The sequence below is a fragment of the Flavobacterium aestivum genome, assembly GCF_026870175.2.
Taxonomy (GTDB): domain Bacteria; phylum Bacteroidota; class Bacteroidia; order Flavobacteriales; family Flavobacteriaceae; genus Flavobacterium; species Flavobacterium aestivum.
In genome coordinates this window covers 3,782,356-3,805,115 of sequence record NZ_CP113977.2, presented here as the reverse complement: position 1 = coordinate 3,805,115, position 22,760 = coordinate 3,782,356, and the positions used below count along the sequence as shown (strand labels likewise).

Below are 22,760 nucleotides of genomic sequence, written 5' to 3'. Positions count from 1 at the left end.
GCTAACTTACCGGTGGAGGTTAATAATGTCATAACATGCGTATTAATAGTACTTTAGTAGATGTTTTAGAAAATTCTGCACAAGAGCAAACCGGGATTACGTTTATTCGTTCAACTAATGACGAGTTAACATATTCATATAAAGAATTGTTTAGTAAGGCATTGTATACACTTCATAATCTTCAAGAGCTTGGAGTAAACTCTGGCGATGAAGTCATTATACAAATAAATGATAATGCAGACTTTCTACAGGTTTTTTGGGCATGTATACTTGGAAAAATAATTCCTGTTCCAGTGGCAATAGGAAGACAAGAAGGACACAAGCATAAACTATATAATATTTGGAAAAAATTAAATAATCCTTTTTTAGTTTGTGATGAGGGCTTGTTAAAAGAAATGTTTACATACAAAAGTGATGAGGTAACTGAGAAAGCGTATCAGAAAATTGCAAATAGCACATTATTTACAACAGATGCTATACTTGAGAAATCACATGGAATCATAAATACCAGCATACGCTCAGAAGATATTGCATACATTCAGTTTTCATCAGGTTCTACAGGGAACCCAAAAGGAGTCGTATTAACACATGCTAATTTAGTAGCTAACATTGTAGATATTGCTAATCGTTCAGAAATTTCAGCAGCTGACCGATCTTTGAGCTGGTTGCCACTAACGCATGATATGGGGCTTATTTGTTTTCATTTATCATCGACACTAAGAAAAATTCAGCAATTTCTATTGCCAACCACACTTTTTATTAGAAGACCCTTACTTTGGATGGATAAGGCGAGTGAGCATAAAGCAAGCTTACTTTATTCTCCAAATTTTGGTTGTCAATATATTTTATCTGCAATAACTACTGCAAATAAAACTATTGATTGGAATCTTTCTAATGTAAGAATCATGTACAATGGAGCTGAGCCAATCTCATGGAGATTGTGTAATCAGTTTCTGGAAGAAATGAGTCAGTTTCAATTACGATCATCAATTCTGTATCCAGGTTATGGATTGGCAGAAGCCTGTGTGGCAGTTACACTTCCAATTGTAGGTGACCCTTTCAAATGTTACTTTGTAGATCGTAATCATTTAAAAATTGGAGATAAAATAGTAGAAGTTGCAAATGCAAACAGTTTCAATTGTACTTCATTCGTAGAAGTTGGAAGGCCAATAGAACAGTGCCCTGTAAGAATAGCGAATGATCTTGACGAAGTATTGGCAGATAAACACATTGGACATATCCAGATTAAAGGGACTAATGTTACAGCAGGATATTATAACGATCCAGAAATAAGTGCAGATTGTAAAACAAAAGATTACTGGCATAGAACAGGAGACTTAGGTTTTATGTACGAAGGGGCTTTGGTGATAACAGGACGCGCTAAGAACCTGATTATTATCAATGGACAAAACATTTACCCGCAGGATATTGAAGAAATTATACATAGAAAACTTCATTTAAAGCCAGAAACCGTAGTAGCTTGTAGTGCCAGAAAAGATGTAAATCATTCAGAAGAGTTACTGATTTTTGTACAACAGCGCCAAATATCTGAAGATTTTATTCAGACGATACAAGATATAAAACGAGAAGTTCTTAATGAGCTAAATTTAGAAGTTCAGCAGGTAATAGCCGTAAAAAGTATTCCAAAAACAACAAGCGGAAAAGTACAACATTACCAATTAGTACAGCAATATCTCAAAGGAGATTACGAAACACAAACTCAGGAAGCTGCTGAATTTGAACAACAAATAGCATATAAAAGGGAGAAAAATGCCAACTCTTTAGATGATAAATTGTGGGCCATCGCAAAAAATATATTTAAGAATGACGCATTAGAATTTTCTCAAAATTTCTTTACAGATGGATTCAATAGTTTAAAAGCGACCGTATTGTTGTCACGAATTCATCAATTGGGATATCAAATATCAATAGAGACACTTTTCAAAAATGCTAGTGTAGCAGAATTAAGTAAGCATCTCAAAAATGAAGAACTTGTTCCTATACCGCAAATTCAGGTAGCAAAAACAAGTGATAATTATCCATTGACTACTGGGCAAAAGCGATTTTGGATGTTGTATCAATTTAATCAAAATGCCGCGTCACATATTACAAGTGTTAGTAATATAAAGGGGAATTTCAATCCAGAGGCTTTTAGAAGCGCCATGAAAGCTATTGTAAACCGTCATGATAGTTTACGAACTGTTTTCAGGGCTGAAAGAGGCGAAGTATATCAAAAGGTAATTCCAGAGGCTTCTTTTAACTTTGAAATTAGTGTATTGGATTTCAGTGCAGAATCAGAACCGGAATCATTGGCAAAATCACGTGCACAGGATTTTGCGAACCTTATTTTTGATTTGTCCGAAGGACCGTTACTTCGTGTAGAACTAATAAAAATATCCGAATCTCAGTATTACTTTATATTTGTAATTCATCACATTATCAGTGATGGTTGGTCAGTTGATATCATTAGTAAAGAATTACGGTCGCTCTATAAAACGTTTTGTTCAGGAAATGAATCCTCACTCTTGCCGTTGCGATTACAATACAAAGATTATGTAGCCTGGTATGATTCTTATACAGCAACAGCATCTTACCAAGTCTCACGAGCCTATTGGTTAGATCGTTTTTCAGGAGAATTGCCAAGTTTAGAATTGCCATTCTCCAAAAACGGAGGTGATTCATTGTCATTTTCAGGAGCCTATTTGCACCATAGTTTCAGTAAAGAAATCAGCAAAGCATTAAAAGAACTTTGCGCCTTACATCATGTGACGACTTTTACAGGAATCATGAGCGTGTTAAGCGGAGTATTCTATCAGCTTACAGGAAAGACAGACCTTATTATCGGAACCGATACAGCCGGAAGAATGCATCAGGATTTAGAAAATCAGGTAGGCTATTATTTAAACTTACTACCAATCCGCATAGAATTTTCAGGAGAAAACAGCTTTACAGAATTACTCTCAGCAGTGCATGAGGAATTATTGGCAAGTTACAGTCATCAGTCGTATCCTTTTGACAGTCTAATCACAGAATTGGGATTACCCAGAATAATGGGCAAACTACCGCTGTTAGATGTGTTGGTATTATTCCAAAACTTCGAAAATGCATTAGGTTTTAATGACCTGATAGAAGATATATCCATTACAAGCCAAACCATAGAAACACCAACGAGTCTGAACGATTTGTTATTGGAATTCAAAGAAACGGAGGATACACTATCATTGACGGTTCGTTACAATACAGCAATTTACAATGCAGAGCAATTAGAAGTTTTAGTAGAATCACTGGAAAATGTACTCTCAGCAGTTATAGCAAATCCATTGCAAAGGATTGAAAGTTGTAGTATCCTATCAGAATCGGAAGAAGCAGCAATTCTAAAGATTAGTCAGGGGGAAACAAAACAATATGAATCAGGATCTATACTGGACTTGTTCAGAAAACAAGTATCTAAAACACCGGAATCAAAATGTCTGACCTATCAGGGAGAAAGCCTTAGTTATGGGCAAGTAGAAGAACTTTCTAATCAATTGGCAGATCAGTTAGCGAATGATTATCAGGTAAAAAGCGGAGATATCGTAGGCTTAATGACCAATCGAGGTTTTGATATGATAATTAGCATGCTCGGAGTTTTAAAAACAGGAGCAGCCTATGTTCCTATAGACAAAGAATACCCTGTAGCGCGTCAAAACTACCTGATAGAAGACAGCGGATTAAACGTATTAATTATCAGTAGTGATGTAGAAGTTGACGCAGCAGTTAGAAAATTAAAATTAAATAATAGCCAGTTATCAAAATACAATAGCAATTATAAAGGAATCACGCCGGGAAAAGATACTCCAGCGTATTTGATGTACACCTCAGGCACAACAGGAAAACCAAAGGGAGTGATCATTAGCCACAGTTCATTGTTGGATTATACGGAAACCTTTATCAGTTATTTTGAACTCACTGCCAATGATGTAGTCATTCAGCAATCATCCTATTGTTTTGATACCAGTGTCGAAGAAATTTACCCAATATTAAGTACAGGAGGCGAATTAATACTAACACCATCCGGCGGAAAAGATGTCGAAGTCTTGCTGAATCTAACAGAAAAACACCATGTTACCGTATTAAGCAGTACACCATTAGTCATACAAAGCATCAACGAATTAGTAAACGATAAAAATTTATCTTCATTACGAATCGTAATCAGTGGAGGGGATGTTTTAAAGTTAACATACATTTCAAACTTTTCATCAAAAGTAAAATTGTACAACACCTATGGACCAACAGAAGGGACCGTTTGTACAAGTTATTATGAAATAGAAAACACAAGTGCTACAAATTGCATTGGTTCACCTATTTTCAACAGAGACATTTACATCTGTAATGACAGTTTAGAACTGCAGCCACTGTATGTTATTGGAGAGTTGTATTTAGGCGGAAAAGGAATAGCCCTAGGTTATCACAATGAGCCATTACAAACAGAAGAACATTTCCTTGAAAACCCATTTGGTAAAGGAAAACTATACAAAACAGGCGACTTAGGCTATTGGGATGCCACAGGAAATATCCATTTTATGGGTAGAAAAGACCATCAGCTAAAAGTTCGTGGTTATCGTGTTGAAGCAATAGAAGTAGCCCGAGCCATTATGTCTTTTGAAGGAATTACGGACAGTCATGTAATAGGCTGTAAATCTCATGGAATCCAGCACTTAGTAGGTTACTTTACGGGAGAAAGCACAGAAAACGCATTACGTGAATATTTGCGGGGCGAATTACCGGATTACATGATACCAACCTATCTGGTAGCAATGGAATCTTTCCCCATGACAGCCAATGGAAAAATAGCCATAGACCAATTACCAGATCCGATATTATTTTCGGAAAAAGAATATCAAGAAGCCAGAAACGAAAGAGATCAAAAATTGATTAAAATCTGGGAAACCGTATTGCAATTAGATACAATAGGAATCACGGATAATTTCTTTGAGTTAGGCGGACATTCTTTAAAAGCAGTTCAAATTGCCAACAGAATACAGGAAGAATTCTCGGTAGCAATGGGTTTAAAAGAGATATTCTTATATCCGGTGCTAAAAGAACAATCCGATGTCCTGGCTACTATGGAGGAATCGTTATACGAACCAATTCCGACGGCATCAGTTCAAGAAGGATACCCATTATCATACGCCCAAAGAAGACTATGGTTTTTGGATCAACTCGGAATCGCAAAACAATCATTCAACCTATGCTGGTTATGTAATATAGAATCAGGAAGCAAAGCATTCAATCCAACGGCTTTTGTCAATGCAATGAAAATCATTGTAAACCGTCATGATAGTTTACGAACCGTTTTCAGAACGGAAGGAGGCGAAGTATATCAAAAGGTAATTCCAGAGGCTTCTTTTAACTTTGAAATTAGTGTATTGGATTTCAGTGCAGAATCAGAACCGGAATTATTGGCAAAATCACGTGCACAGGATTTTGCGAGTCTTAGTTTTGATTTGTCCGAAGGACCGTTACTTCGTGTAGAACTAATAAAAATATCCGAATCTCAGCACTATTTTATATTTGTAATTCATCATATTATCAGCGATGGCTGGTCAGTTGATATTATTAGTAAAGAATTACGATCTCTTTATAAAGCGTTTAGTTCAGGAAACGAAGCCTCACTTTCGCCGTTGCGATTACAATACAAAGATTATGTAGCCTGGTATGATTCTTATACAGCAACAGCGTCTTATGAAGCTTCCCGCATGTATTGGTTAAATCGTTTTTCAGGAGAATTACCAAGTTTAGAATTGCCATTCTCCAAAAACGGAGGTGATTCATTGTTATTTTCAGGAGCCTATTTGCACCATAGTTTCAGTAAAGAAATCAGCAAAGCATTAAAAGAACTTTGCGCCTCACATCATGTGACGACTTTTACAGGAATCATGAGCGTGTTAAGCGGAGTATTCTATCAGCTTACAGGAAAGACGGACCTCATTATCGGAACCGATACAGCCGGAAGAATACATCAGGATTTAGAAAATCAGGTAGGCTATTATTTAAACTTACTACCAATCCGCATAGAATTTTCAAGTGAAAACAGTTTTACAGAATTACTCTCAGCAGTGCATGAGGAATTATTGGCAAGTTACAGTCATCAGTCGTATCCTTTTGACAGTCTAATCACAGAATTAGGATTACCCAGAATAATGGGTAAACTACCGTTGTTAGATGTGTTGGTATTGTTTCAAAACTTCGAAAATGCATTAGGTTTTAATGACCTGATCGAAGAGGTATCCATTACAAGCCAAACCATAGAAACACCAACGAGTCTGAACGATTTGTTATTAGAATTCAAAGAAACAGAGGATACACTATCATTGACGGTTCGTTACAATACAGCAATTTACAATGCAGAACAATTAGAAATTCTAGTAGAATCACTAGAAAATGTACTCTCAGCAGTTATAGCAAATCCGGCACAAACGATAGAAAGCTGCCGTATCCTGTCAGAATCAGAACAAACAGCAATTCTAAAGATTAGTCAGGGGGAAATAAAACAATATGAATCAGGATCTATACTGGACTTGTTCAGAAAACAAGTATCTAAAACACCGGAATCAAAATGTCTGACCTATCAGGGAGAAAGTCTTAGCTATAGGCAATTAGAAGAACTTTCTAATCAATTGGCAGATCAGTTAGCGAATGCTTATCAGGTAAAAAGCGGAGATATCATAGGCTTAATGACCAATCGAGGTTTTGATATGATAATTAGCATGCTGGGAGTTTTAAAAACAGGAGCAGCCTATGTTCCTATAGACCAAGAATACCCTGTAGCGCGTCAAAACTACCTGATAGAAGACAGCGGATTGAACCTTTTAATCATCAGTAATGATGTAGAAGTTGCCACATCAGTAACAAAATTAAAATTAAACAATACCCAGTTATCAAAATACAATAGCAATTATAAAGGAATCACGCCGGGAAAAGATACTCCAGCGTATTTGATGTATACCTCGGGAACAACAGGAAAACCAAAGGGAGTGGTTATTAGCCACAGTTCATTGTTGGATTATACAGAAACCTTTATCAGCTATTTTGAACTCACTGCCAATGATGTAGTCATTCAGCAATCATCCTATTGTTTTGATACCAGTGTCGAAGAAATTTACCCAATATTAAGTACAGGAGGTGAATTAATACTAACACCGTCTGGCGGAAAAGATGTAGAAGCCTTACTTGATTTAACAGAAAAACACGATGTTACCATATTAAGCAGTACGCCATTAGTGATACAAAGTATCAACGAATTACTAACTGATAAAAATTTACCTTCATTACGAATCGTAATCAGTGGGGGAGATGTCTTAAAGTTAGCATACATTTCAAGCTTTCCATCAAAAGTAAAACTGTACAACACTTATGGTCCAACTGAAGGAACCGTTTGTACAAGCTATTATGAGATAAAAAACACAAGTGATTCAAACTGCATAGGCTCGCCTATTTTCAATAGGGATATTTACATCTGCAATGACAGTTTAGAACTGCAACCACTGTATGTTATAGGAGAGTTGTATTTAGGCGGAAAGGGAATAGCCCTAGGTTATCACAATGAGCCATTACAAACAGAGGAGCGTTTTTTGGAAAACCCATTTGGTAAAGGAAAACTATACAAAACAGGAGACTTAGGCTATTGGGATGCCACAGGAAATATCCATTTTATGGGTAGAAAAGACCATCAGCTAAAAGTTCGTGGTTATCGTGTTGAAGCAATAGAAGTTGCCCGAGCCATTATGTCTTTTGAGGGAGTTACAGACAGTCATGTAATAGGCTGTAAATCTCATGGAATCCAGCATTTAGTGGGTTACTTTATGGGAGAAAGCACAGAAAACGCATTGCGTGAATATTTGCGGGACGAATTACCGGATTACATGATACCAACCTATCTGGTAACGATGGAATCTTTCCCGATGACTGCCAATGGAAAAATAGCCATAAACCAATTACCGGATCCAGTATTATTTTCGGAAAAAGAATATCAAGAAGCCAGAAACGAAAGAGATCAAAAACTAATTAAAATCTGGGAAACTGTATTGCAATTAGATAGAATCGGAATCACAGATAATTTTTTCGAGTTAGGCGGACATTCCCTAAAAGCAGTTCAAATTGCTAACAGAATACAGGAAGAATTCTCGGTAGCAATGGGTTTAAAAGAGATATTCTTATATCCGGTGCTAAAAGAGCAGTCTGATGTCTTGGCTACTATGGAGGAAACGTTATACGAACCAATTCCTGTGGCAGCTGTTCAAGAAGGATACCCATTATCATACGCCCAAAGAAGACTATGGTTTTTGGATCAGTTAAATGAATCCTCAATTGCATATAATATTCCATTTGGGCATTGGTTGCAAGGCACGCTAAATATAGAAGTATTGTCGTACGCTTTCAATGAACTAATAAAGAGACATGAAAGTTTACGAACCGTATTTCAATGGAAAGATGAAGAAGTAAAACAATATGTGAAAGCTTATGAAACTAATGATTTTGTAATTGAAAGTATTAATTGGGAAGATAAAACAGAAGATGATGAAACCTTAGTTGATACCGTTTTCAAAACATATAATACAGCTTTTAACCTATCTACGGGACCATTGTTAAGAGTATATGCGTTTAAACGTACAGAAGAAAAATATTTTCTGTTTATAAATATGCATCATATTATAGCAGATGAAATTTCTGTTCAGATATTAATTAGAGAATTACAGCAATTATACAACGCTAAAACTAACGGAAATCAAAAAGTTCTGGATGAATTAACCATTCATTACAAAGATTTTGCGGTATGGCAGCAAGTATCGAAAAAGCAGGAAGAATCGATTCATAAATCGTATTGGTTAGAAAAATTCTCAGGAGAAATTACGCCGTTAGATCTTCCAACCTGTTTTCCAAGAACGATTCAACAAACCTTTAAAGGAAAACGTATACAGCGCACGTTTAGGCAGGAAACAAGTAAAAAGTTTCATTCGCTTTTAGAACATCAGGATTCGTCATTGTTTATGGGCGTACTTTCTTTGGTAAAAATGCTGCTATACCGTTACACAGGAGCCAAAGACATAATTATCGGGACTCCAATCTCTGGCAGAATACATCCGGATTTAGAGAATCAGATAGGATTTTATCTAAACACATTGGCACTTAGAGATGAAGTTTCTGGCGATATGAGTTATGAAGCTTTGTTAGCGGAAGTAAAAGAAACGTGCTTAGATGCGTATGAGCATCAATCGTATCCTTTTGATTTATTGGTAGAGGAATTAAATACTTCTCGAGATTTAAGTCGTTCACCATTATTTGATGTAATGGTTGTTCTGGAAGATATGGAACGTTATGATAAAAAGCTTTCCTTCACTGATATTACCATCGGGGAAGAATATGTAGAAGAAGAAACGAGTAAATTCGACATCACTTTTTACTTCAGCAAACGAGAAGATAATTTACATCTGACAATCGAGTACAACACCTCGTTATTTTCAGCATCGCGAATAACGAGAATGGCATCACATCTGGAAGAGCTATTGCAATTAGTAGTTGCAGCACCGCAAACCAGTATAGGAAAGTATAATTATCTATCACAGGCAGAACGCACACAAATCTTGGAAGAGTTTAATGCCACGTCAAAAGACTACCCATTAAAAGGCAGTTTTCTAGCAAGATATGAGCAAAATGTAAGCAAGACGCCAGAAGCCATAGCGGTATGTTATGCAGATCAGGAATTAAGTTATGGAGAATTAGATGCAAGGGTAAACCAATTGTCAAATTATTTAAAAGACAATTATGGCATTACACAAGGAGATAGTGTGGGATTATTGGTAGATCGAAGCGAATGGATGCTAATCTCCATGTTAAGTATCCTAAAACTGGGCGGGATTTATTTACCAATTGATAAAAGTTATCCGGCGTCAAGAATCAGTTACATATTAGAAGATGGCGGAACAGCCTTATTAGTTTCCGATACCGTATACAAAGACGAATCAGGAATTAAAGTAATGAAGCTGCCAGAAGAAATAGACGCATTATCTACATATAGCAGAGAATTAGCAACAGTATTGGTGAATGAAGAAGATCTGGCGTATATGATATATACATCAGGATCAACAGGAACCCCAAAAGGAGTAAAGATCCGTCACAAATCCGTCACCAACCTGATGTATGCTATGGAAGCCGAAGTATCGGCCAAAGCATCAGATTCCTTACTGGCCGTAACAACCTATGCTTTTGACATGTCAGTGGTAGAATTGTTCCTGCCATTACATGTAGGCGCCAGTGTCATAATAGCATCAACACCATCACTGAAATCACCGGAAGCCATTATAGAATTGTTTGAAAAGTACAACCCAAGCATCATGCAGGCAACACCAGGGTTTTGGCAGATGTTAGTAGATGCAGGATGGCAGGGAAGCAATAAAGTTCGTGCCATAACAGGAGGAGAAGCCTTATCACTATCCTTAGGGGAATCGTTGATTCAGAGTACAGAAACGATATGGAATATGTATGGGCCAACGGAAACCACGGTTTATTCAACCTATAAAAAGGTAAAAGAAACACAAGATATTCCATACATCGGACGCCCGGTAGACAACATGCAGTCATACATCTTAGATGACAAATTACAGTTAGTACCAATTGGAGTGATAGGCACATTATACATGAGCGGTACCGGAATCGCAGTAGGTTATCAAAACAAGGAAGAGCTGACCCAAAAGTCATTCATCAGCCATCCGTATCAGGAAAACACAGTAATGTACAACACAGGAGATTTATGTAGTTGGAATGAAGAAGGAAGCATAAAATACTACGGACGAATAGACCATCAGATAAAAATTCGAGGTTATCGAATAGAGCTGGAAGAGATAATATCGGCAATGATAAGCTATGAAGGCGTACAGCAAAGTGTAGTGGTAGGAATAGAGATCGATGGAGAGAAACATTTGGCAGGTTACTACACAGGCGAAGAAATCGAAAACAATTCTTTAAGAAGATACTTAACAGGCTGCTTACCAGAATACATGATTCCGACGTATTTGATTGGCATAGAAAAATTTCCATTAACACCAAACGGAAAAATAGACAAACGAGCCTTACCCAATCCATCAGAAGAAATGATCAGAGAATATGTTGCACCAACTAATGAAACGGAACGCATATTAATCTCAATCTGGGAAGAAGTATTGGGGAAAAAAGAAATCGGAATCAAAGACAATTTCTTCGAACTAGGCGGACATTCACTCAAAGGAATCCAGATTGTGTCCAGAATCAAAAAAGAATTAGGGGTTAAATTGGAATTAAAAGAATTGTTCATCGCGCCAATATTGGAAGATGTCGCTTTAAAAATTTCAATCATACAATGGGCAAAAAGCTCAAAAACTTCAGAAGATAATATCATTAAAAAAGAGACTATAGTACTATGAATGTATATTCGTTTTTAAAAGAATTAAAATCTAAAGGGGTTCAGTTAAATCTCAATAACGGAAAATTAGAAGTACAGGCTCCAGAAGGAGTATTGACGTCTGATCTTGTTGAACGCTTAAAAAATAGCAAGGAAGACATTATTGATCTATTGCAACAGCTAGGAAATGAAGAACATTCATTAGAAATCCCAGTTGCGGTAGAGAGAGAAAATTATCCACTATCATTTTCACAAAATAGATTGTGGGTTTTAGATCAATTTGATCAAGTTTCAACAGTTTTTAATATGGCAATGCATTATCGTTTAAGCGGAGCTATTGATGAACAACTATTTGCAAAAGCATTTGAAATTTTAGTTTCAAGACATGAAATTTTGCGAACCCGATTTGTATATGAAGAAGGACAACCTTACCAACAGATATTACAAAATGCGTTGGAAGGAATTTCTTTAGAGAGCTTAGATTATTCGAATAAAGAAAATTCAAACCAACTTGTATTAAATAAAGCAAAAGAAATAGCAGAATCAAAATTTGATTTATACAATGATCCGTTATTAAAAGTTGCGTTTATAAAAGTTGCAGAGGAACATTATTTTCTATCATTATGTATACATCATATCATTTCTGATGAATGGTCGATGAAAATCTTAGTAAGAGATATTATTGCAATATACGTTGGATTAAAAAAGGATGCAAAAGCTATTTTGGAGCCTTTGAGAATACAATTCAAGGACTACGCAAGTTGGGAATTAGAAAATATAAAGAACGAAAATGCAAGTAAACACTATTGGTTAAAAAAACTGGACGGTGCCCTTCCTATATTAGAATTAGCCTCAGATAGTATTCGTCCTGCAATACAAACGTATAATGGTAATGAAGTTTCGGTACAAATTTCAAAAGAAAACAGTCTACAATTTCATGAGCTATTAGAAAAACAAGGAACTACACTATTCATGGGAGCCATGTCACTTGTATATACTTTATTATACAGATATAGTGGTAATAACGATATTATTCTGGGAGCGCCAGTATCGGGACGTAAACATGCAGACTTAGAAAATCAGATCGGTTTTTATATCAATACACTGGCATTAAGACAAAATATTGATGGCGATGCAGGTTTTATAACATTACTTCAAAATGTTAAACAAAATATCCTAGAAGGTTACCAACATCAATCTTATCCATTTGATTTATTAGTTAACGAATTATCAGTACAAAGAAATCCGTCAAGATCACCACTATTTGATGTAATGGTTGTTGTTGAAGATGAAGGAAAAGACAACTTAACCAAATTTGAAGGTGTTGCGATTGAAGAAGTGCATTTAGAAAAAAAACTAAGTAAGTACGATCTAACCTTTTGGTTCAAAGAAAGTTCGTCAGGACAAATCAGCGTACACATAGAATACAACACTGATATTTACAGCAATGAGCGCATTAAGCGACTAGGTGTTCATTTAGAAAAATTATTAGAAAGTGTAGTTACCGATACTTCTTCTTCATTAGATAAATTACCATTAATAGGTGCAGAAGAACAAAGAATATTACTGGAAGACTATCAGGGAGAAATTATAGCACAATCTTCGGATGAAACCTTGATATCACTTTTTGAAGCGCAAGTAGATAAACAAAGAAATGCATTAGCTTTAAGCTACGACAGCATCACGCTTAATTATCAGGAATTAGAAGAACGTTCCAACCAATTGGCACATTACTTACAAACCAAACATCATATTGGTAAAGGAAGTATTGTAGGTATCATGCAGGATAGGAGTGAGGATTTAATAATCAGTATTTTAGGAGTATTAAAAGCGGGGGGAGCCTACTTACCAATAGATCGTAACTATCCATCAGATCGGGTAGAGTATATGCTAAGCGATGGGAAAGTATCATTGTTGCTTACCGATATAGAGATATCGGAATATGAAGTGACAAGTAACAATATTACCAATCTAAAAGAAGAATTAGGAACTTATCCAAAGACACGATTAAATGTATCACTAAACGGGGAAGATCTAGCATACATTATCTACACATCCGGTTCTACAGGAAGACCAAAAGGGGTGATGATTAGGCATAGTTCGGTGGTTAATTTACTAAGATCGATTATCGATATAGTAGGTATTACAAACCAAGACAAGCTACTGGCTATTGCAACTTTTACATTTGATATATCTGTATTTGATTTTTTCATGCCATTATGCGTAGGCAGTTCGGTTATCATAGCTTCAAGCAATGTAATTACAGATCCAGTATTATTATCTGAGATGATTGATGAAAATGATATTACGTTTCTGCAAACGACTCCAAGTATTTGGAACGTACTTCTAGAAACAGGTTGGAAAGCATCAACTTCATTGAAAAAAATAGCTACAGGAGAATTTTTACCAGTTGCATTAGGAACTCGTTTGCTAGAAATGCCCGGGGAATTTTACAACTTGTATGGTCCGACAGAAGCAACAATTTGGTCAACATATCAGCATATTCAGGAAGTAAAAGATTTATATTCAATAGGAAAACCTATAGGTAATACAACCATTTACATATTAGATAAACATGGACAAATTTTGCCACATGGAGTAATAGGAAACTTATTTATTGGTGGTAAAGGAATTGCAAAAGGATATACGGATAATGAATTAACAACAAAAAAGTTTATAAAAAATCCTCTTAATAATGACGAAATCATTTATGATACAGGTGATTTATGTCAATGGGATTTTAACGGAAGATTGATATATCTAGGAAGAAGTGATAATCAGATTAAACTTAGAGGATACCGCATTGAGTTGGGTGAAATCGAATCATTATTACAAGCGGATTCGCAAGTAAATCAGGCGGTTGTAGTCGTAAAAGGAGATTTCCTTTTAGCATACGTGACAGGAAAAGAAAAAATTGACACAGACCATTTAAAAACACTACTGCTAAGCAAGTTGCCAGCTTATATGGTGCCAGCTCATATACTACAATTAGAAGAGTTTCCATTAACACATAGTGGCAAGATTGACAAATCAGCATTACAACTTCCAAAAGAGTTATCTACAAAAAACTACATTGCACCAGAAACAGAGACAGAACAACTGTTAGCCACAATTTGGTCAGAATTATTATTAGCTTCCCAAGTAGGAATAGAAGACAACTTTTTCGAGTTAGGAGGAAACTCTCTCAAGGCAATACAATTAATTACAAGATTAAGAAATGATGCTTCCCTACAAGTAAGCATAGAGACTATTTTTAGAAACCCAATTCTAAGAAATCTTGCCAAACAAATTAAAGGAATACAGCCAAAAGAAACAGTAGTAATACCAAAAATAGCATTACAAGACGATTACGAATTATCAAAAGCGCAACGCGGAACTTGGTTACAGGTACAAAGACAACCAAAAGCGCCGATATTCAACATATTTAATATTTATCAGTTAAAAGGAGCTTTAAATCGTGAAGCATTACAGGAATCTTTTAACGAATTAATAAACCGTCATGAAAGTTTAAGAACAATCTTTGTTTCAAAAGGAGTAGAACCCCGCCAGAAGATTGTATCAAGAGAAGAATATAATTTTTCTATTGAATATAAAGAAGCAAAAGACAGTAATTCAGTAATTGCAGAATTCACAAATTATGTTTTTGATTTAAGCAAAGGGCCACTTTTTAAAGGAACAATCGTACAAAACGATGTCAATAATCAAGAACTATTCTTCTCCATACATCATATCATTTCTGATGAATGGTCAATGCAAATTTTAGTTCGTGATTTAATAAGTTATTATAATACATTAGTATTAGGGCAAGATGTTTTATTAGAACCATTGTCTATTCAATATAAAGATTATGCCGCTTGGCAATCTTCAATTTTAGGAAGTACTGAATTTGAATTATCTCGTAACTATTGGAAAACGCATTTATTAGATGCACCAAGAATAGAATTAGCATCAGATCGTCCGCGTCCTGCAGTAATGAGCAATCAGGGACTACAACACTATTTTTCATTCTCAAAAGAAGCTAGTGCAGGATTAAAAGCAGTTTGTGCAGATTCTGGATGCACCTTATTTATGGGAGTTAGTGCAATAGTGTATGCTTTATTGTATCGTTATACAGGACAATCGGATATTACTTTAGGGACACCGGTTGCGGGAAGAAATCATGCGGATTTAGAGAATCAAATCGGTCTGTATATAAACACCTTGGCATTGCGAGCCCAATTCAAAGGTGATGATAATTTCAAAGATTTATTGGCTAATGTAAAAGAAACCAGTATTTCGGGTTTCAATCATCAGTCATATCCGTTTGATGTATTGGTTGAAGATTTAGACAGTTCTTTACAAAAAAATCGTACTCCACTATTTGATGTAGTTGTTATTTTACAGAACGTAGATTTACAATTCATGAAATCGCTGAAGATGGAAGGAATTGAAATTGAGGGGAAAGATTTTGATTTAAAAGTAAGCAAAAGCGATCTCCGATTTGAATTTATTGAACGCGAAGATTACATAGAATGTAGTATTGAATACAATACGGACTTATATGATGAAGCGCGTATTGTACGTATGACAGTTCATATGGAAAATCTATTGACAACCATTCTGGAAAATCAAGATCAACCATTAAAAGAAATAGACTACTTAGAGGAAACTGATACAGAAACTTCAAAATGGTTTGAAAAGCCTGTACAAAAAGTAGCTCCACAATACATTCACAAAAACTTCGAGGATATAGTATCACTTTATCCAAATCATACGGCATTAGTAGAGTCAAGTGGTAATACGAGTTATGCATCTTTAAATGCATTTGCAAACCAGTTGAGTGGTTTGTTGTTAGGCATCGGTCTGTCAGCAGATGATTCAGTAGGTGTATTACTATCCAGTGGAAAAGAACTCATAGGAAGTTTGCTATCATGCTTGAAAACAGGAATAATCTACGTTCCCTTATCGAATGGTTTCTCGCAGGCACGAATGCAGCAAGCCGTTTCAGAAACCTCGATGAAAGTATTAATTACTGACGATGCATCTTGGTCAGAGTTCCAAAGTCTGAGTATTAGTCATGAATTTAGTCATGTATTGGTATTTAAAGCATCCGGCTCTTCACTTTTGGGAGATTTAGGATTAGGAAATTTAGATTTGATCTCACTGGAGAAAACTAGTTTAGAGGTATATCAAGTAACTTCTTCCGGTGATTATATAGTATCGGATTATAGATTAGAGCATTATAGTGAAGAGAATATCAATGTCGATTATCCAGTTGATAACAGCAGTTATATATTTTACAGTTCGGGAACAACAGGAAAATCGAAAGCGATAGTCGGCAGTCAGGAAAGTATATCACATTATATCAACTGGCACAAAAACACATTTGGGTTTGATACCCAAAGTCGTGTAAGCCAAATAGCATCGGTAACTTTTGACGCAAGTTTAAAAGATATCTTGACGAGTTTAATTTCAGGAAGCAGTTTGTGTATTCCAGCAAAGAAAACACGTGAGAATATGGTTTTGTTGGCAGGTTGGCTTTTAGAAGAGAAAGTGACCATTCTGCAAACCGTTCCATCTTTATTCCGATTATTGACTAATAGTTTATTGGAACAGAATCTATCTTTACAGGATGTAAAAGAAGTGGTTCTGGCTGGAGAAAAATTATACGGACGTGATGTAGAATTATGGCGTTCTATTCCAGGACATTCAGCTCGCATGAGTAATTTGTACGGACTAACGGAAACAACGGTTTTAAAAAGTTGCTATCATATTCCAAATGAAAATTTAGACCCTGGTACAGTTTTACCGGTTGGACAAGCAATCGATAATAGCATGATAGCCGTAATCAACGATAGCGGACTTAGTATGTGGGGAGAAATTGGCGAAGTGTATATCAAAAGTCCCTATGTAAGCAAAGGATACTTGGATCAGGAACTTACAACAAACTTATTTGTACAGAATCCATTGGTTACAGATCGCAAAGATTTGGTTTGCAAAACAGGAGACTTAGGTCGTTATGACAACAACGGAAACTTAGAAATACTGGGCAGAATAGACGATCAGATCAAACTTCATGGGGTAAGGGTAGAGCTTGACGGAATTCGCAGTTCTTTATTAAACCTAGAGGGAATAGGTCAGGTAGAATTAGTATTGCATACTGATACTACCGCGGATTCATTACTTTGTTATTACAGCGGAACAGAATACGGTTCGGGAGAATTGCGTTTGCTTTTATCGGCAACCTTAGATCGTAGCTGTATACCGGATTACTTTATTTATATCGAAGAATTTCCACTGACTTTAAACGGAAAAGTAGACAAACGTGTTCTACCAAAACCATCCGAATTATTGCGAGGCAGTAATTACGAAGCGCCAAACGGACCAATCGAAACCTCACTAAGCGGTATTTGGGCAGAACTATTGAGTGTACCCCAAAGCAGTATTGGCAGAAACGATTCCTTTTTTGATTTAGGAGGTTCGTCTTTAAAAGCAATGCAATTAATTACGCATGTATATAAAAAACACGATGTACAATTGACTATTGCGGATATCTTCAATTACTCAGAATTAAAAGCACAAGCTTCACTAATATCAAATTCTAAAAGTAAATCAGCATATAATCCCATACCAAAAACCGCTATACAAAACGATTATGCATTGTCACATGCACAACGCCGTATGTGGTTGATTGAACAGCAAATAGAAGAACTTTCACCATTTAATGGTATAGATATTTATCGTTTAGAAGGAAATTTAGACATCGAGGCTTTAACTAAATCATTTAGAAAATTAATTGATCGTCACGAAAGTTTACGAACGATATTTATTCTAAAAGATGGTGAACCACGTCAGAAAATATTAAAAAGCAGTGATGTTGAGGTAAATATAGAAGCCATAGACATTAGTACAGCTCCTGAGCGTAGAAACATACTCGTACAAGAATTAAGAGGACCACGTTTTGATCTGAGTCAATGGCCATTATTCAGGGTAAAATTACTTTCATACGGATCAAACATATATGATTTAGTTTTTGTAGATCATCATATTATTTCTGATGAATGGTCTCTGCAAGTTTTAGTTCGTGATTTAGTGAGTTATTACAATGCATTGGTGTCAGAACAAGAAGTTTTCCTGGAACCATTGCCATTGCCTATTCAGTATAAAGATTACGTGGCTTGGCAGTACTCGGATATTGGTAGTGCTCAATATGAAACTTCCGGAAATTATTGGAAAACACATTTATCAGACGCACCAAGAATAGAATTAGCATCAGATCGTCCACGTCCCGCAGTAATGAACTATCATGGTGAACAATATCATTTTTCATTCACAAACGAAGCAAGTGCAGGATTAAAAGAAATATGTGCTGATTCAGGATGTACTTTATTTATGGGAGTTAGTGCTTTGGTTTACACATTACTATATCGTTACACGGGACAATCAGATATTACTTTGGGAACGCCGGTTGCGGGAAGAAATCATACTGATTTAGAGAATCAAATAGGTTTGTATATAAATACTTTGGCATTACGAGCACAATTTAAAGGCGATGATAGTTTCAAAGAATTATTGGCACATGTAAAGCAAGTATGCTTAGCAGGATTCAGTCACCAAACGTATCCGTTTGACGCATTAGTTGAAGATTTAGGAAGCAATCCTGCACCATTATTTGATGTAGTAATCATTTTGCAAAATGTAGACTTGCAATTGATGAGCTCGTTAGAAATGGAAGGTTTGAAAGTAACATCTGCCAACGAAGAATTAAAAATCAGTAAAGGCGATTTACGTTTTCAGTTTACAGAAGGCGAAGATTGTATAGAATGTAATATTGAATACAATACTGATTTATATGATAGTGATCGAATAGCTCGTATGCAAAGTCATATAGAAAACTTATTATCAGAAATTTTAAGTACGCCTAAAGCTTCGATGAAAGAGCTAACCTATTTAGGAGAAGAAGAATTGTCTTCAACAGATTGGTTTGAAAAGCCAGTACAAAAAGTAGCTCCACAATACATTCACAAAAACTTCGAGGATATAGTATCACTTTATCCTAGCCATACGGCATTAGTAGAGTCAAGTGGTAATACGAGTTATGCATCTTTAAATTCATTTGCAAACCAGTTGAGTGGTTTGTTGTTAGATATAGGTATCTCTGCAGATGATTCAGCAGGTGTATTACTATCCAGCGGAAAAGAACTCATAGGAAGTTTGTTATCATGTCTAAAAACAGGAATTACTTATGTGCCCTTATCGAATGGTTTCTCGCAGGCACGAATGCAACAGGCAGTTTCAGAAACCTCGATGAAAGTATTGATTACTGATGATGTTTCATGGCTAGAGTTTCAAAGTCAGGGTATAAGTCATGAATTTAGTCATGTATTGGTATTTAAAGCCTCAGGATCTTCACTATTGGGAGATTTAGGACTAGGAAATTTAGATTTAATCTCGCTAGAAAAGACCAGTTTAGAGGTATATCAAGTAACTTCTTCTGGTGACTATATAGTATCGGATTATAGATTAGAGCATTACAGTGAAGAAAATATCAATGTTTATTATCCGGTTGATAACAGCAGTTATATATTTTACAGTTCGGGAACAACAGGAAAATCGAAAGCGATAGTTGGGAATCAGGAAAGTATCTCCCATTATGTGAACTGGCACAAAAACACATTTGGGTTTGATACCGAGAGTCGTGTAAGCCAAATCGCATCAGTAACTTTTGATGCAAGTTTAAAAGATATCCTGACGAGTTTAATTTCGGGAAGCAGTTTGTGTATTCCTGCAAAGAAAACACGAGAGAATATGGTTCTGTTGGTAGGTTGGTTATTAGAAGAGAAAGTGACCATTCTGCAAACCGTTCCATCTTTATTCAGATTATTGACGAATAGCTTGACAGAACAAAATCTATCTTTAAAAGAGGTGAAAGAAGTAGTTCTGGCCGGAGAGAAATTATACGGACGTGATGTAGAATTATGGCGTTCCATTTCAGGACATTCAGCCCGTATGAGTAATTTGTACGGACTTACGGAGACAACCGTTTTAAAAAGCTGTTATCATATTCCAAATGAGGATTTAGATCCCGGCACCGTTTTACCGGTTGGACAAGCGATTGATAATAGCATGATAGCCGTAATCAACGATAGCGGACTCAGTATGTGGGGAGAAATCGGCGAAGTGTATATCAAAAGTCCCTATGTAAGCAAAGGATATCTAGATCAGGAGCTAACCACAGTTTTATTTGTACAGAACCCATTGGTTACAGATCACAAAGATCTAGTTTGCAAAACAGGAGATTTGGGCCGTTATGACAGTTCAGGCAATTTAGAAATTCTGGGTAGAATAGACGATCAGATCAAACTTCATGGAGTAAGGGTAGAGCTTGACGGGATTCGCAGTTCATTATTAAATTTAGAAGGAATTGGTCAGGTAGAACTGGTATTGCATACGGATAATACTGTAGATTCATTGCTTTGTTATTACAGCGGAACAGAATACGGATCAAGTGAATTGCGTTTGCTTTTATCGGCAACATTAGACCGTAGCAATATACCGGATTACTTTATTTATATAGAAGAATTTCCACTGACTTTAAACGGAAAAGTCGACAAACGTTCCTTGCCAAAACCATCCGAATTATTGCGAGGCAGTAATTACGAAGCGCCAAACGGAGCAATCGAAACCTCACTAAGCGGCATTTGGGCAGAACTTTTGAGTATTCCTCAAAGCAGTATTGGCAGAAACGATTCTTTCTTTGATTTAGGTGGATCGTCTTTAAAAGCGATTCAATTAATCTCCAGAATATACAAGCAATACGAAGTACAACTGAGTATAGGAGAGATTTTCAATCATTCTTCTTTAAAAATGCAGGCATCATTAATAGCGGAATCAAAAGGAGATACCGTATACAGTTCCATAAAACAAGTGGCGGAACAGGAAGATTATGCATTGTCACATGCACAACGTCGTACATGGCTTATCGAACAGCAAATAGAAGGCATTTCACCATTTAATGGAATACAAGTATATCGTTTAAAAGGAAACTTGGATGTTGAGGCTTTGACCAAATCTTTTAGGGCATTAATTGAACGTCATGAGAGTCTGCGAACGATATTTATCCTAAAAGATGGTGAAGCACGTCAGAAAATATTAAAAAACAGTGATGTTGCAATACACATAGAAACTATTGACATCAGTGCAGCTCCTGAGCTTAGAGATACCATATTAGAAAAATTAAGGAACGACCGTTTTGATCTGAGTCAATGGCCGTTATTTAGAGTAAAAGTACTTTCGTACGGATCAAACACCTATGATTTAGCTTTTGTAGATCATCATATTATTTCTGACGAATGGTCATTACAAATACTAGTTCGTGATTTAGTAAGCTATTATAATGGATTCATATTAGGAGAAGAATCTTCTTTGGAAACACTGCAAATTCAATATAAAGATTATGCAGCATGGCAATCTTCGGACGTTGGAAGTACTCAATTTGAAACATCTGCTAACTATTGGAAAACACATTTATTAGACGCACCAAGAATAGAATTGGCATCAGATCGTCCGCGTCCGGCAGTAATGAGTCATCAGGGAGCGCAAGAACATTTTTCATTTTCTAAAGAAGCAAGTACAGGATTAAAAGCAATATGTTCTGAACTGGAGTGTACTTTGTTTATGGGAGTTAGTGCTTTGGTTTACACCTTACTATATCGTTACACAGGGCAATCAGATATCACTTTGGGAACACCGGTAGCAGGAAGGGACCATACTGATTTAGAGAATCAAATAGGTTTATATCTAAACACGGTGGCATTACGCGCACAATTTAGCGGAGAAGATAATTTTAGAGAATTATTAGCTCATATAAAACAAATAAGTGTAGCAGGATTCAGTCATCAAACATTTCCATTTGATTTGTTGGTAGAGCAATTGCATAGCGATGTTTCTAAAAACCGTTCGCCAATATTTGATGTCGTTGTCATTCTGCAAAATATTGATTTACAATTGATGGAATCTTTAGAAATGGAAGGTTTAGAAGTATCATCTGCCAATGAAGAATCAAAAATCAGTAAAGGCGATTTACGTTTTCAGTTTATCGATAGAGAAGATTATTTAGAAGGAAACATCGAATACAGTACCGACTTATACGATAGTGATCGCATTAAGCGTATGGTGGCAGATATCAATAATTTGGCAATTGATATTATTGAAAAACAATCTGTTGCTATTAGGAAATTAAATTTCTTATCAGAAATACAAACGAAAAAAATTGCGGCAAAACGCGCAAGTTTCGCAGATGATTTATTAGAAGATTATTAATGTATATAACTTATTGTTTCAGACAACATCAACAACCTCAACA

2 protein-coding genes are annotated in these 22,760 nt (G+C 36.0%); both read left to right on the top strand.

The annotated features are described in order from the left end of the window. The first annotated feature begins 35 nt into the window (after window positions 1-35). Entirely contained in the window at window positions 36-11,438 is an 11,403-nt protein-coding gene (locus OZP08_RS16260; protein ID WP_281322336.1) for a non-ribosomal peptide synthetase, read from the top strand. After that, window positions 11,435-22,717: a non-ribosomal peptide synthetase gene (locus tag OZP08_RS16255; RefSeq protein ID WP_281322335.1), complete on the top strand. Its 11,283-nt coding sequence runs from the start codon at window positions 11,435-11,437 to the stop codon at window positions 22,715-22,717. The genes OZP08_RS16260 and OZP08_RS16255 overlap by 4 nt, the downstream gene beginning before the upstream one ends. Window positions 22,718-22,760 lie beyond the last annotated feature (43 nt).

Excerpts from the sequence above, each read along its gene's own strand:
- OZP08_RS16255 (WP_281322335.1), top strand. The coding sequence starts at position 11,435 with ATGAATGTATATTCGTTTTTAAAAGAATTAAAATCTAAAGGGGTTCAG.
- OZP08_RS16260 (WP_281322336.1), top strand. The coding sequence starts at position 36 with ATGCGTATTAATAGTACTTTAGTAGATGTTTTAGAAAATTCTGCACAA.